The sequence below is a fragment of the Lapillicoccus sp. genome, assembly GCF_036559105.1.
Classification (GTDB): Bacteria; Actinomycetota; Actinomycetes; order Actinomycetales; family Dermatophilaceae; genus Lapillicoccus.
In genome coordinates, this window is record NZ_DATBTV010000137.1 from 22,709 (window position 1) to 36,988 (window position 14,280).

A 14,280-nucleotide genomic window follows, 5' to 3' on the forward strand; every position below is an offset into this window, starting at 1 on the left:
GTCGCGCGCGGGTACGGGCATCTCGGTGGGCCGATCAGACCGCGAGGAGCTCGCTCTCCTTGCCCTTGAGCAGCGAGTCGACCGTGTCGACGTACTTCTTGGTCATCGACTCCAGCTCCTTCTCGCCCCGGACCCCGTCGTCCTCACCGACCTCGCCGTCCTTGACCAGCTTGTCGAGGTCGGTCTTGGCCTTGCGGCGCACGTTGCGGATCGAGATCCGCGCCTCCTCGGCCTTGTGGTGCGCCAGCTTGATGTACTCCTTGCGGCGGTCCTCGGTGAGGATCGGCAGCACGACGCGGATGATGTTGCCGTCGTTGCTCGGGTTCACGCCGAGGTCGGACTCTCGCAGCGTCTTCTCGATCTCGTGCATCGAGGACTTGTCGAACGGGCTGATGATGATGGTCCGGGCCTCCGGCGTCTGGAACGACGCGAGCTGCTGGAGCGGGGTCGGGGCGCCGTAGTAGCTGACCGTGAGCTTGTTGAACATGCCGGGGTTGGCCCGTCCGGTCCGGATGCCCGCGAAGTCCTCCTTGGCGACCTCGACGGCCTTCTCCATCTTCTCTTCGGCCTCGAAGAGCGTCTCGTCGATCATCGTGGGGTTCTCCGTATGCGTCGTGTCGTCAACGGGGCGTCACACCGGGGTGACGAGCGTGCCGATCCTCTCACCTTGCAGGGCGCGCGTGATGTTGCCCTCGCCCTCCATGCCGAAGACGACCATAGGCAGCTTGTTGTCGCGGCAGAGGCTGAACGCCGCCTGGTCGACGACCCGCAGACCCTGCTGGATGGCCTCGTCGAAGGTCAGCGTGTCGAGCTTCTTGGCCTCGGGGTGGAGCCGCGGATCCATGTCGTAGACGCCGTCCACCCCGTTCTTGCTCATCAGCACGGCGTCGCACTTGATCTCGAGGGCCCGCTGGGCGCTGACGGTGTCGGTGGAGAAGTAGGGCATCCCGGCGCCGCCGCCGAAGATGACGACGCGGCCCTTCTCCAGGTGCCGGATCGCGCGCCGGGGGATGTAGGGCTCGGCGACCTGTCCCATGGTGATCGCGGTCTGGACCCGGGTCTCGATCCCGTTCTTCTCGAGGAAGTCCTGGAGAGCGAGGCAGTTCATGACCGTGCCGAGCATCCCCATGTAGTCGGCCCGGGCCCGCTCCATGCCCTTGGCCTGCATCTCCGCGCCGCGGAAGAAGTTGCCGCCACCCATGACGATGGCCACCTGGACTCCGCTGCGGACCGCCTCGGCGACCTGGTCGGCGATGGTGCGGACCACGGCGGGGTCGAGCCCGAGCCGCCCGCCGCCGAACACCTCCCCGGACAGCTTCAGCAGCACCCGGTGGAACCGGGGCCGCTCTCCGTCGGCGGTGCTGGCGAGCGTCACAGGGCGACCTCCCGGGGAGTCCTACGCGAGCGATGTCACGTCATCCGTTGCGTCCGGCGATCCTTCCACACCGGCCGACCGGCTCGACACGCCAGGTACCCTCACTCCGAGAAGGGCGTTCACTGCTGCTGCGCGCGGTCCGGGCCGGCGCGCGGGGCTACATCGTCAAGGACGTCGACACCTCGTCGCTGATCCGGGCGATCCGCGACGTGAGCCGCGGCGAGAGCGCGTTCGACGCCCGCAGCGCGTCGGCCATGGTGCGCGGGCTCAACCAGGCCGACACCCCGAGCGCCCACCAGCTGACCTCCCGTGGGACCGAGGTGCTCACGCTGCTGGCCCGCGGGATGTCCAACCGCGACATCGGCGCCCGCCTCTACATCTCGGAGACCACGGCGAAGTTCCACGTGGGCAACATCCTGCGCAAGCTCGGCGTCTCCCGCCGTGCCGAGGCGGTCTACGAGGCCAGCACAGCGGGATTGATCTAGCGCCCGCCGATGTTCAGCCGACTGGCCTACCGAGACATGTCGACCGCCCACCAGTTCTCCATCCGCTGGACGGCCGGCGCGTCCCGGCCGGTCTCGAGGACCCGGGCCAGCCGGAAGAGGTAGGCGGCGATCCCCGCGGCTCCCTGCATCCAGCCGACGCCGGGCGGCCGCAGCGGGTTCTCGTCGCGATGCTCGACGAACCGCCAGTAGGCGACGCCGTCGGTGACGACGGCCCGCTCGACGAGCGCGTCCCCCAGTCGCACGGCGAAGGCCAGGTCGGCGTCGTCGCCGGCTCTCGCGTAGGCGTCGAGAATGGCGTCGCCGACACCGGCGGTCCCGCAGCAGCGGCCGTCGTTGTCCCAGAAGCCGGGGCGGAGCCGGTCCGGGAGGCCGGAGGTCCGCACGCTGTGGCGGCCGCGCGCATACCAGCTCGTCGTGGGCTCCCCGGCGACGTCGGCCACGCCGGCGCGGTCGAGAGCGAGGAAGAACATCGAGGTGCCGGTGGGGCCGTGGCACCAGCCGTACGAGATCGGGTCGACCTTCGCCGGGTCGGCCGGCGGGATGGAGAGCGGGACGAGGAACCCGCCGTCGGACGCGTCGCCGAGCGTGACGAGGTGCTCGGCGCCGCGGCGCGCCGCCTCGACGAGGTCCGGGCGGCTCAGCTCGGTACCGGCCACGGCGAGGCTGCCGGCGATGCCGGCAAGGCCGTGCGACCAGTTCGGCATCTGCCCCGCCGGCAGGAGCAGGAAGCGGGACGAGACCATCCGCCAGTTCGTGCCGGTCGGCTCGGCCTCGCCCTCGGCGACGAGGACGTCCGCGGCCCGGTTGGCGAGCGCGCGGGCGCCCGGGACGTTCCGGCGCAGCGCCCAGACCGCGGCGAGGAGGACCGAGGCAGTGCCCAGCGTCGCGTCGTTGATGCGGGAGCCGGGTCGGTGCCTCTCGGGCGACATGGCGTACGCCGGTGGCCACCCGTCGGCCTCCGCCGTGTCGAGGAGCCGGTGGACCGCGTCGTCGGCGCCCGGCGCGTCCAGAGCGATCAGCGCCCCGATAATGCTCGACAGGCCGTCGAAGAACGAGACGTCGCCGACCTCGGGGATCCGGGAGCGCAGCCGTTCGGCGACGGCCGCGGCCAGGTCGGCCTCCGCCTCGGTCCACGGCCGCGAGAGCCGGATCTCGGCCAGGACGTGGGCCAGCCCGCCGATCCCCTCGTGCAGACCGTCGCGGAAGGCGTCCTTGGTGGGGTCGCTCGTGCCGGTGTCGACGTCCACGCCCGCCGGGATCCGCGGGCCGTCGTCGTCCTCGACCTGGGCCAGCACCCAGCGCCACGCGGCCTCGGCCGGCTCGCGGTACCGGGCGGCATCCGTCGGCGTCACCCTCGCATCGTGGCACCACGCGGGGCCAGCGGTGCAGGGGTGAGTTCTCCCGCCGACCACGCCCTCGGATGTCCGTCGAGATACAGATCTGCGTGGCGTACGGCCGCCCTCGGTCCTCTGATGTCCGTCGAGATGCAGATCCTCGTGGGGTGTCCTGACCAGCCCGACGGTGCGGGTCGACCGGAACCGGCGTCCGAGCGGCGGCGTTGACCCGGACGTGAGCGACCCGACTCCCCCGCCGATCCCGACGCAGGAGGGAATGCTCGACGTCGGGGACGGCCAGCGAGTGTGGTGGGCGGAGTACGGCGATCCGGACGGGATCCCGCTGGTCCTGGTCCACGGCGGCCCCGGCGGTGGCCATGTCCCGGCCCTGATGCGGCCGTTCGATGTCGGCACCTACCGGATCGTCCTGTACGACCAGCGCGGCTGTGGGCGCAGCACGCCGCACGCCGCCGACCCGCGGGTCAGCCTCGACACGAACACCACCCCCCATCTCGTCGATGACCTCGAGCGACTCCGGATGGCGCTCGACATCGACCGGTGGGTGGTGTGCGGGAGCTCATGGGGCGCCACGCTCGCACTGGCGTACGGGCAGACCCACCCGCAGCGGGTCCGCGGCATGATCCTGCGCAGCATCACGACCTACAGCGTCGGCGAGATCGCATGGGTCTACCGGGACGGCGCCAACCACCTGCTGCCCGAGAGGTGGGAGGAGCTCGTCTCTGCGCTGCCGGTGGACGAACGGGACGACCTCGTCGCCGCGTTCCACGCCCGGGTGAGCTCGCTCGACGACGCGATGCGGATCCCTGCGGCGCTGGCCTGGTGTCGTTGGGAGACGGCGGGGATGCTCTCCACCCCCGACCCGGTCGTCGAGGCGATCTTCGCCGACCCGTACTTCGCGGTCGGGTTCGCCCGGATCAGCACCCACTACGCGCTGAACCACGCCTTCGTCCCGGACGGTTCGCTTCTGGCCGGGGCGGCGAACCTGACCGGCATACCGGCCGTCCTGGTCCAGGGACGCTACGACCTGTGCACACCTCCGGTCACCGCCTGGCGGCTCCACCGGGCGTGGCCCGGGTCTCGGCTGCACCTCCTCGACGACGAGGGGCACCGCCTCACCGGAGCCTCGGCCATCCTGACCGACGCTGCGGCGTGGATGGCGCGCGAGGTCGCGGCGTCCAGGCAGCCGCGCTGAGCCAGCCCCGCGCCGTAGGTGCGGAGGATGTCATGGACCTCGCTCGGCTCACGGCCACCGGACCTGCCGGGGCACGTCACGGTGGGTCGCCGGGACTCGCCTCCTCGCCGGCTACCGACCGGATGGCCCGGCAGTACGCGACCGCGGGAGGCCTTGTTGAGGTAGGCATCGGGATGCCGTGCACCTGGACGAACCGCTTCGGGTACCACTCTTGGGACGAGACCCATGGCCCCCTGCCTGGCACGAGTACCGACGCACGGTGCGCGGAATCTGGGCGTACTACCGTGCGCTGGTGACCTCACGCGACGAGCTGACCACCCTGTCCGACGAGTTCTGGTCCGGCCAACTGGCGGCCGAACCGACCGACGCCCACCTGCTGGGCCACTACCCGACGACCGGACGCTTCGAGGACGCATCCCGGGCTGCCGAGGACGCCGAGATCGCCCGGCTGCGGGACATGGCAGCGCGGGCCGAAGGGATCGACGCCGCCGACCTGGACGAGCAGGAGCGCACGACGCGGGCGGTGATCGTCAGCCAGGCGACCACCACGGCCGACCGGCTCGAAGCCCGCCTCGCGGAGGTATCGGCCGACCCCATCTTCGGCCTGCAGGACGCCCTTCCACTGATCCTCGGCATGCTCACGCTTCCCGACGCCGAGGTCGCCGACGCGATGCCCGACATGCTGGTGGGCGCCGGTCGGTGGTTCGCCGACGTCGGGCAGCGGCACCGCGAGGGACTCGCCCACGGCTGGGCTCCCGCGGCGTTCGCCGTCTCCGGGACCATCGCGCAGATCGAGGGCGCGCTGGCTCGTCCGCTCGACGACGACCCGTTCGTCACCGCGCTGCGACCGCCGGACGGGATCGAACTCGACGCCTGGCGGGGCCGGCTGGCGACCGCTGTGCAGACCCGGCTTCGTCCGGGTCTGGCGACGTACCGCGACGTGCTGCGCGACGAGGTCCTGCCGCAGGCGAGGCCCGACGACCGCGCCGGTCTCACGCACCTCGACGGCGGCGACGACGCATACGCCCGGACCCTGCGGTACTTCACGACCACCGACCTCACCGCCCGGGAGATCCACGACATCGGGCTGGCCCAGATCGAGTCCCTGGGCGCGGAGTACCGCACGCTCGGCTCAGAGGCCCTTGGCACGTCCGACCTGCGGGAGATCTTCGACCGGATGCGCGACGACCCCACGCTGCACTTCACCAGCGGCGACGAGCTGGTCACCGCGTCGGAGACGGCGATGGCCCGCGCCTGGGCGGCGATGACCGACTGGTTCGAGGTGCTGCCGCAGGCGCCGTGCGCCGTCGAGGGAACGACGACCGGCGCGAAGGCCTTCTACTTCCCGCCCGCGTCCGACGGCAGCCGCGGCGGCACCTTCTTCGTCAACGTGACCGACCCGACGGCGTGGGGCACGTTCGAGCTGGAGGCGATGGCGTTCCACGAGGGCATCCCCGGGCACCACCTCCAGATCGCCATCGCCGGCGAGCTGTCCTCGATCCCCGAGTTCCGCAAGCACATGCGCAACTCGGCCTACAGCGAGGGCTGGGGCCTCTACACCGAACGGCTCTCGGACGAGATGGGTCTCTACACCGGACCGGTCGAGCGCCTCGGGATGCTGTCGGCGGACTCGATGCGGGCCAGCCGTCTCGTCGTCGACACCGGCCTGCACGCCCTCGGCTGGAGCCGGGAGCAAGCGGTCCAGTTCATGCTCGACAACTCGCCCTTGTCCGCCGGTGTCGTCCGCCCGGAGATCGACCGCTACGTCGTGTCGCCGGGACAGGCGACGTCCTACATGATCGGGCGCCTCGAGATCCAGCGGCTGCGGCGTGAGGCGGAGCAGCGCCAGGGAGACGGGTTCGACGTCCGGCGGTTCCACTCGGCGGTCCTCGACTCGGGGTCGCTCCCGCTCGACGTGCTCGAGCGGGTGGTGGTCGCACGGCTGCCCTGACGTGTTCTGAAGGGGCGAAGGGTGGCAGGCTAAGCCTGCGACGGCGCCGGCCCGTCCACGACGAGGAGGACGCAATGACGACGTTCACGGCCTGGAAGTTCGACACCCCGGGGGGTGCCCAGGCGGCCCGCGAGCAGCTCGACCTCGCGCGCGGCGAGGGCCTCGTGAAGGTCATCGACCGTGCCGTGCTCGAGTGGCCGGAGGGAGCCGAGAAGCCAGTCCTGCGGCACAGCCGTGACGACGAGTGGCGGGGCACCGGCTGGGGGGCGTTCTGGGGGCTCCTGGTCGGGACCCTCTTCTTCGTCCCCATGCTCGGAGCGGTCGCGATCGGTGCCGGAGCCGGGGCGCTCTACAAGCATCTCCAGGGCGTCGGCATCACCAAGGAGCAGCTCGAGTCCATCCGAGATCAAACCGTTCCCGGCACCTCGGTCCTGTTCGCGGTCACCGATGAGGGCAACCTCGACCGGCTGGGCGAGCGGTTCCGCGGCTTCCAGGGCCACCTCGTCAGCACGAACCTCACCGGCGCGGAGCGGTCCCTGCTGCTCGAGACCTTCGACTGACGCGATACCGCCGGGTGTCAGTGGGGCGCGGCAGAGTCGCGGAATGACGCATACGCACCACACCATCGACTACGTCGAGCTGGCCGCCCCCGACATCGCCGCCGCCAAGGCGTTCTACTCCGCAGCGTTCGGCTGGGAGTTCACCGACTACGGTCCGGAGTATGCGGGGATCCGGGCCGCCGAGGGCGACGGGGAGGTCGGCGGGCTGACCGCCGCCTCCACGCCGTCTCCCGACGGCGTCCTCGTGCTGCTCTGGTCCGACGACCTCGACGCCACCGTGCGCTCGGTGCAGGACGCGGGCGGCACGGTGACCAACGGACCCTACGAGTTCCCGGGCGGCCGGCGGTTCCACTTCCAGGACCCGGCGGGCAACGAGCTCGGCGTCTACCAGACGACCTGAGTCGTCGCCGCCCTGCGCTACGGTCCCGGTCATGCTGGAGTGGCCGACGATCCTCGAGGCCATCGGCCTCGCGCAGACCGGTGACCGCATGATCGGGCGGCAGGCGCTGCTCGCGTGCTGGGAGCAGACCGACCTGCCCGAGCACGCCTTCCGCTGCGTGCTGGCGCACTACCTCGCCGACGTGGAGGACTCCGTGGACGACGAGGTCGCCTGGGACACAACCGCGCTGGCGGAGTACGCCCACCTGCGTGGTGCCGACCTGGCCGCGGTCGGCATCCCCGACGCGACCGGCCTCGCGCCGAGCCTGCACCTCAACCTCGGCGACGGGTTCCTCCGACAGGGCCGGACGGCCGAGGCCGCCGAGCAGCTGAGCGCGGGACTCGAGGCGGTGGCCGCGCTCGGCGACGACGGCTACGGGCGGATGATCCGCGACGGGCTGGACCGGTTGGCGAGCCGTATCGACAGCGTCGAGTCGTCCGCCGGCCGATGAGTTCGGTGCCTCGCCCGGGTCTGTACTGACGACGCGATGTCACCGGACTCACCCAGAAAGGCCCCCGAGATGGAGACCATGGAGAAGCAGACGCACACCCTCGACACCCCCGACGTCGACCTCGTGTACGACGTCGTGGGACCACTGCCCACCACCGACGGCCGGCCGCCGCTGCTGATGGCGGGACACCCGATGGCCGCCGAGGGCTTCTTCACCGTGGCCGAGTACTTCCCGGAGCGCACCGTCGTGGTCTACGACCCGCGGGGCGTCGGCCGCAGCGTGCGCAAGGACGGCCGGACGGAGCGCTCCCCGGAGCTGCACGTCGCCGACCTGCACGCCCTTATCACCGAGATCGGTGCTCCGGTCGACATCTTCGCCAGCAGCGGTGGCGCGGTGAACTCCCTCGCGCTGGTGGCAGAGCACCCGGACGACGTCCGGATCCTCGTCGCCCACGAGCCGCCGCTCCTGGCGCTGCTCCCCGACGCCGACGGCGCGTTCGCCGCCGAACGAGCCGTTACGGACGCCTACCACCAGCGCGGGTTCGGAGCGGGCATGGCGCAGTTCATCGCCCTGACGTCCTGGCACGGTGAGTTCAACGACGCCTACGCGGCCCAGCCGCCGCCCGACCCGGCCATGTTCGGGATGCCGACCGAGGACGACGGTGGCCGCGACGACCCGCTGCTGTCGGGCACCGCCGCCGGCATCACCGCGTACCGTCCCGACGCCGACGCCCTCAACGCCGCGCCGACGCGGGTCGTCATCGGTGTCGGCGTGGAGTCGCGCGACACCATCACCGGTCGCACGTCGGTCGCCATGGCACAGGCCCTCGGCCAGGAGGTGGTCGAGTTCCCCAGCCACCACGGCGGCTTCCTCGGCGGCGAGTTCGGGTACGCGGGTCAGCCCGAGGCGTTCGCGGAGCGGCTTCACGAGGTCCTCGACTCCAAGGCCTGACCGGACGCGGTTCCGCGTCAGCCGGACGAGCAGCAGCCCCAGGACCCCGTCGGGTCCTGGGGCTGCTGCTGGGCGATCAGGCTTCGGCCACCACGGGGTCGGCCAGGTCGGCCGGGTCATCCTCCTCGGGAACCGCCGACTCGGAACGGTTCCGGTAGGCGAACGCGAGCAGGACGACGGCCAGCATCGCGTAGCCGAGAGCGACGGACGGCTGCGCGGCCCAGGAGACCTCGCTGGCGTGGATCAGCCCGATCCAGCTGAGCACTCCACCGAGCGCGGCGGCGAGCGCGGAGCTGACGAACTTGCGCATCATGATGAACGCGACGATCGAGCCGAGCACCATGCCCGCGAGCACGGCGCCCTCGCCGAGGATCTTCAGCCCCTGGTAGACGAGGCCGGCGTTCGTCAGGGCCTCCTCGCCGACCTTGTCGGCGCTGGTGCCGGCCGCGGCCAGGGCGTTGTCGATGAGGCCGGTGCCCCACGAGGCGAGGTTCGGCAGGATCGCCGCGACCACAGCGGCCGCTTGGACCCGCGGCGTCGACTGGAACGCCTGCGCGCCGATGAGCAGCCCGATGTAGAGCAGGATCGGGACGATCGCCGGGATCGGCAGCAGCGTCGTCAGCACGCCGAACAGACCGAGGAAGCAGAGCACCGCGATGAAGATGCCGCTGCCCATCGAGTAGCTGGTCCGGCCGCCGGTCGCCTTCCAACCCGGGTGGCCGATGTAGACGGCCGGCGGGAACGGCGAGCCGAGCGCGGCCCCGATGATGGCACCGGACCCGTCGGCAAGGAGGACGCTGCGCAGGTTGTAGCTGTCGCCGGCCGCCGACGCGCTCTCGACGTTGCTCATCGCCTCCGCGAAGTTGTAGACGCCCAGCGGTATGGCGGTGGCGAGGAGGGGCGCCAGCTGGCCCAGCCCGCTGGCCAGCATCCCGACGTGCAACGTCGGGACGGCGATGGCGATCTCCTTCACCGCGGCGGAGACGTCGGGAACCGACATGTACCCACCGATCCACCCGATGGCCGTGCCGACGAGCAGGGCGGCGAGCCCTATGGGGATACCGCCGGGGAGCCGGATGTTGGTGAAGAAGCCCACGAGGATGATGCCCAGCACGGGCAGGCCGATCCACGCGACCGCCCAGATCTGCCCGGCCGGCCGCATCGAGATGAAGGTCAGCGAGATGCCGGCGAGCGTCCCGAGCATCGCGGCCCGCGGCGTGATCCGGCGGATGAACGGCCCGATGAACGCGCCGATCAGCACGATGACGCCGATGACGAACGCCCACGCGAGCCCGGCCTGCCACGCCTGCACAGGATCCTTGGTGGCCAGGTAGATCGGCAGCATGATGACGAAGACGACGATGAACATGTGCGGGACGCTGGGCCCGTACGGCAGGGCGGTGACGTCGAGCCGGTTCTCGCGCCGGGCCAGCCGGCGGGCGAGGATCGTGTAGTAGATGTTGCCGGCCAGCATGGCGATGCCGAGGGCGGGCAGCACGGTGCCGAGCACGTCGCGGGTCGGGACCTGGACGACGAAGATCAGCAGCGAGGTCAGCGTGAGGACGTTGACCAGGATGTTGAAGCCGAGGCCGAAGAAGGCGTTGGTGTCGCCCTTCGTCCACCAGGGCAGGTTCAGTGACGGGGTGTCCGACGAGGCCGAGGGACTCTCTTCGGGCAGGGCGGACCGGGGCTTGAGCAGGCTCATGAGGGCTCCTGGAGGCGAACGGGTCAGCCGGCGAGGACCGGCACGGAGAGGGCGGAGAGGAGGGCGGACGAGTCGGCGACCCAGCCGAAGATGCCGCCCTGGGCGGCGATCATGTCCAGCCCGACCCGCTGGAACTCGGGGAAGTACGAGCCCACGCAGTCGGACAGGACGAGGGCGTTGTAGCCGCGGTCGTTGGCTTCGCGGACGGTGGTGTGAACGCATACCTCCGTCGTCACCCCGGTGACGAGGAGCTCGGTGATCCCTGCGGCGCAGAGCACGTCCTGGAGCTCGGTCGCGTAGAACGCGCCCTTGCCGGGCTTGTCGATGACCAGCTCGCCGGGGATGGGGGCGAGCTCGTCGACGATGTCGTGGCCGTACTCGCCGCGGATGAGGATGCGGCCTTGCGGACCGGGGTCGCCGATCCGCTGCGACGGCTTGCCGCGCTGCAGCTTGGCCGGAGGGCAGTCGGACAGGTCGGGCAGGTGCCCCTCCCGGGTGTGGATGACGGTCATGCCGACCGCGCGCGCCGCGGCGATCACGACGGCCAGGGGTTCGACGACCTTCTGCAGCTGGCCGACGTCGTTGCCGAGGGTCTCGCCGAACCCGCCGGGGAGCAGGAAGTCGCGCTGCATGTCGATGACCACCAGGGCGGTGGTCGCGACGGTCATCGGGAAGGGGGACGGGAGGGCGTCGACGACGATCTCGTCGGCGCTGCTCTCGGGTGTCGGGAACGGTGTCGGGAACGGTGTCGGGAACATCGCAGGCTCCTTGGGGACGAGCAGGTATGCGAGTGGTGGTCGCCGTCAGTGGCCGGCGGCCACGGAGGCCAGGTAGCGGCGCCAACCGCCATGGCTGGTGATGTCGACGGCGTCGGGGTCGGTCACGATCGACGCGCCCCCGACGAAGCCGAGCTGGACGCTGCCGTCGGCCAGGGTGACCTGGCCGAGGCAGATGGAGGGCGACGAGCCCGCCAGGATGGCGGGCACGGCGTGCGAGGGGACGGACCAGGACTCGACCTCGATCGCCGCACCGGCGGAGGTCGCCCGGACGAGAGCCGGAACCGGGGTGGCGCCGCCGGACCGGAGGAGCCGGTAGTCCGCGGAGGTGGTGGTGCGGGCGAGGAGGTACCCGCCGCAGTCGGTGAGGTCCCCGTTGCGGGGCTGTCCCGCGAGGTGGTGGCCGACGACGACGAGGGTGGTGCGGGACGTAGGCCCGGTCACCGCCCAGGGGGTGGCCGGTGCGGTCCTCGCGCCGGCCAGGGCGGCGGCCGCGCCGAGGACGCGGTCGTCGGCCAGTGCAGGGCCGAGCACCATCAGGGCCGCCGGGCGTCCGTCCGACGTCACGCCGGCCGGCACCACCGCCGCGCAGAGGTCCAGGAGGTTGCCGAAGTGCGTGTAATGGCCGAGCGCGGTGTTGGTCGCGATCGGGTCGGCCAGGACCTCATCGGTCGTGAAGGTGGTCCCGAGGGCGGGCAGCACGAGCAGGTCCATGTCCTCCCACAGCGCGGCGACCTCGGCCCGCAGCTCGCCGAGCCGGTGCTCGGCGGCGAAGACGTCGACGGCGGAGTAGGCGGCGGCGCTGCCGAGGATCTCGCGGATCACCGGGAGCACGGAGCCGGGGTGGGAGGCGACGAAGTCGCCGAACTCGGTGAGCCGCTCGGCGACCCAGGGGCCCTGGTAGAGCAGCTGCCCGGCCGCCAGGAAGGGACCGAACGGCGCCGAGGTGGTCCGCGCGAAGAGGCGTTCGACCTGCGACCGGGCCTCGTGGTGCGCCCGCCGCATCGGCTCGTCGCCGAAGAACTCCAGCTCGCCCATCGGGGGCAGGCCGACCCGCAGGGTGAGCGGGTCGAGCCGGTCGCGACGACGCGTCCGCGCATACGGGTCGCGGCGGTCGTATGCGGCCGCGACGTCGAAGACGTGGGCGAGGTCGGAGACCGAGGAGCCGATGAGGCTGAGGCAGTCGAGCGACCGGCAGGCCGGCACCAGCCCGACCGTGCTGATCAGCCCGCGGCTGGGCTTGAAGCCGACGATCCCGTTGAGCGCCGGCGGTACCCGTCCGGAACCGGCCGTGTCAGTGGCCACCGCGAACGGGACGTCCCCGTGCGCCACCGCGAGCGCCGACCCGGAGCTGGACCCACCGGAGATGAGGTTCCCACCGAAGACGCTGCGGGGCATCGGGTACGGGGTCCGCGTCCCGTTGAGCCCGGTGGCGAACTGGTCGAGGTTGGTCTTGCCGACGTAGATCGCCCCGGCGTCGAGCAGCCGCTGCACCGCCGGCGCCGTGACGGTCGCGCGGTAGGCGTAGTCGGGGCACGCGAGCGTCGTCAGCACCCCGGCGACGTCGATGCTGTCCTTGACCCCGAACGGGACGCCGTAGAGCGGGGCCGAGGCGGGGTCCACCCGTTCCTCGAGCTCGGTCGCCCGCGCCGTCAGCTCGGCCTCGCCGGCCACGCTGATCCAGGTGCCGTCGTCGCCGCGGCGCCGGATCCGGTCGAAGGTCTCGTGCACCACATCGGTGGGCCGCAGCCCTCCCTCGCGGTACCGCGCGACCAGCTCGGCCACCGAGGGCCCGAGGGTGGGACCCGCGTCCATCTGCTGCCTCAACACCGCTCGATTATCGAGAATCGAGGAAAGACGGCGGGTTTCCCCGATGTTAAGAGTGTGTTAGGTCGGTGAGTCCGACCGCTCTCACGCCTCGGATCCGGCGGTGGAACCCGCGGCCCAGGCGGGCGCTGGGGTGAGGTATCGCTGGCTGCCGTGCTTCGCCAGCGCCTCGATGACGACCTGCGGGTCGTCGGTCTCGAGGGCGGTGATCAGCTCGCGGTGCCGGCGGATCCCCTCCCCGGGGCCCAGCGCGGCCGCCTCAGCGCGCAGGTTCACCGCCATCGGGCGCTGCAGCTTGAGCATGACCGGCTCGTACATGAGATCCAGCTGGCGGTTCCCGGCCAGCGCGACGATCGCCGCGTGGAAGTCCCGGTGCGCGTCGTCCTCGGCGAGCTGGTCGCCCTCCTTCTCTGCGGCGGCCATCCGGTCGAGGTGCCGGCGGACCTCGGCGAGCGGGTCGGTGCCGTTCGTGGGGGTCAGGGGAAGGGCCGTGCTGATCGCGTAGCGCTCCAGGACCGTCCGCAGGGCGAAGAGCTGCTGGACGTCCTCGTCGGACCAGACCGCCACACGGGCCCCTCGGCGGGGCAGGTGCTCGACGAGGCCCTGCTGGGCCAGCAGCCGCAACGACTCCCGCACGGGGGACTGGCTGATCGAGAACCGCCGGCAGATCTGCTCCTCGATGAGCCGCTCCCCCGGTGCCACGGCACCGCTGAGGATCTCGTCGCGAAGCCGTCGCGTGGTCAGCTCGACCAGGCTCGGGCCGAACGTCGCGGACCCGGACGATCCGACCATCGGTGCACCTCCAGACCCTCAGCCTAGGTGTCGGATGACGCGACCCGCGTGAGGCTCAGGACCACTGGGCCGGGTAGAACTGCCGGATGAACTGGTAGCCGAACGTCGAGGTGGGCGTCGTGGAGTTGGTCGACTCGTTGCCGACGACGGCGAGGGTGAGGTCCCCCGGCGGATAACGGAAGACCACCGTGCTGAACCCGTAGATCGCACCGTTGTGCCCGGTGAAGTCGTTGACCCGCTCGCAGCCCAGGCCGTAGCCGAGGTTGACCGGGGCCCCGTTGAACCGCCGGGCCTTGAGCCGCTCCGCCTGGGTCGCGGGCTGCAGCAGGCGGCCCTCGGCGATCTCCCGGCCCCAGACCTTGAGGTCGTCGAGGGACGAGATGATCGACCCCGCGCCGGC

Annotated in this window: 15 protein-coding genes; 7 read left to right on the top strand and 8 right to left on the bottom strand. The window is 71.5% G+C overall.

The features are described 5' to 3' along the window. Positions 1-34 precede the first annotated feature (34 nt). On the bottom strand, positions 35-592 hold the full coding sequence (gene frr / locus VIG79_RS16790) for a ribosome recycling factor (protein ID WP_331887675.1): 558 nt from the start codon (positions 590-592) through the stop codon (positions 35-37). 39 nt (positions 593-631) lie between these two features. After that, entirely contained in the window at positions 632-1,375 is a 744-nt protein-coding gene (gene pyrH, locus VIG79_RS16795; RefSeq protein WP_331887677.1) for a UMP kinase, read from the bottom strand. Positions 1,376-1,407: 32 nt separating this feature from the next. Between pyrH and VIG79_RS16800 the strand changes: the two genes are divergently transcribed. Further along, positions 1,408-1,860: a response regulator transcription factor gene (locus VIG79_RS16800; protein WP_331887679.1), complete on the top strand. Its 453-nt coding sequence runs from the start codon at positions 1,408-1,410 to the stop codon at positions 1,858-1,860. 26 nt (positions 1,861-1,886) lie between these two features. Here VIG79_RS16800 and VIG79_RS16805 read toward each other — a convergent pair whose 3' ends face one another. Further along, positions 1,887-3,233: a lanthionine synthetase LanC family protein gene (locus VIG79_RS16805; protein ID WP_331887681.1), complete on the bottom strand. Its 1,347-nt coding sequence runs from the start codon at positions 3,231-3,233 to the stop codon at positions 1,887-1,889. Between the two features lie 217 nt (positions 3,234-3,450). Between VIG79_RS16805 and pip the strand changes: the two genes are divergently transcribed. The 6 genes from pip (at position 3,451) to VIG79_RS16835 (ending at position 8,780) form a co-directional block, all read left to right on the top strand. Next, positions 3,451-4,428: a prolyl aminopeptidase gene (gene pip / locus VIG79_RS16810; protein ID WP_331887683.1), complete on the top strand. Its 978-nt coding sequence runs from the start codon at positions 3,451-3,453 to the stop codon at positions 4,426-4,428. A gap of 292 nt (positions 4,429-4,720) precedes the next feature. Next, entirely contained in the window at positions 4,721-6,379 is a 1,659-nt protein-coding gene (locus tag VIG79_RS16815; RefSeq protein ID WP_331887685.1) for a DUF885 domain-containing protein, read from the top strand. A gap of 74 nt (positions 6,380-6,453) precedes the next feature. Beyond that, positions 6,454-6,939, top strand: a complete 486-nt coding sequence (locus VIG79_RS16820) for a DUF1269 domain-containing protein (protein ID WP_331887687.1) — start codon at positions 6,454-6,456, stop codon at positions 6,937-6,939. A 43-nt stretch (positions 6,940-6,982) separates the two neighbouring features. Next, positions 6,983-7,339 (top strand): VOC family protein, encoded by a 357-nt coding sequence (locus tag VIG79_RS16825; RefSeq protein ID WP_331887689.1) that lies wholly within the window; start codon positions 6,983-6,985, stop codon positions 7,337-7,339. 31 nt (positions 7,340-7,370) lie between these two features. Beyond that, on the top strand, positions 7,371-7,829 hold the full coding sequence (locus tag VIG79_RS16830; protein WP_331887691.1) for a hypothetical protein: 459 nt from the start codon (positions 7,371-7,373) through the stop codon (positions 7,827-7,829). Positions 7,830-7,898: 69 nt separating this feature from the next. Continuing rightward, positions 7,899-8,780: an alpha/beta hydrolase gene (locus tag VIG79_RS16835; RefSeq protein ID WP_331887693.1), complete on the top strand. Its 882-nt coding sequence runs from the start codon at positions 7,899-7,901 to the stop codon at positions 8,778-8,780. A 76-nt stretch (positions 8,781-8,856) separates the two neighbouring features. Here VIG79_RS16835 and VIG79_RS16840 read toward each other — a convergent pair whose 3' ends face one another. The 5 genes from VIG79_RS16840 to VIG79_RS16860 form a co-directional block, all read right to left on the bottom strand. After that, positions 8,857-10,485 (bottom strand): hypothetical protein, encoded by a 1,629-nt coding sequence (locus VIG79_RS16840; protein ID WP_331887695.1) that lies wholly within the window; start codon positions 10,483-10,485, stop codon positions 8,857-8,859. A gap of 23 nt (positions 10,486-10,508) precedes the next feature. Continuing rightward, the gene (locus VIG79_RS16845) at positions 10,509-11,243 is read right to left on the bottom strand and encodes a cysteine hydrolase (RefSeq protein WP_331887697.1); all 735 of its coding nucleotides are present in this window, start codon (positions 11,241-11,243) and stop codon (positions 10,509-10,511) included. A gap of 45 nt (positions 11,244-11,288) precedes the next feature. Then, positions 11,289-13,091 (bottom strand): allophanate hydrolase, encoded by a 1,803-nt coding sequence (gene atzF, locus VIG79_RS16850; RefSeq protein ID WP_331887699.1) that lies wholly within the window; start codon positions 13,089-13,091, stop codon positions 11,289-11,291. Positions 13,092-13,172: 81 nt separating this feature from the next. Then, a complete protein-coding gene (locus tag VIG79_RS16855; protein ID WP_331887701.1) occupies positions 13,173-13,880 on the bottom strand; it encodes a GntR family transcriptional regulator in 708 nt (235 codons plus the stop codon). Positions 13,881-13,935: 55 nt separating this feature from the next. Next, on the bottom strand, positions 13,936-14,280 hold a 345-nt coding region (locus VIG79_RS16860; RefSeq protein ID WP_331887703.1), incomplete at its 5' end, for a serine hydrolase.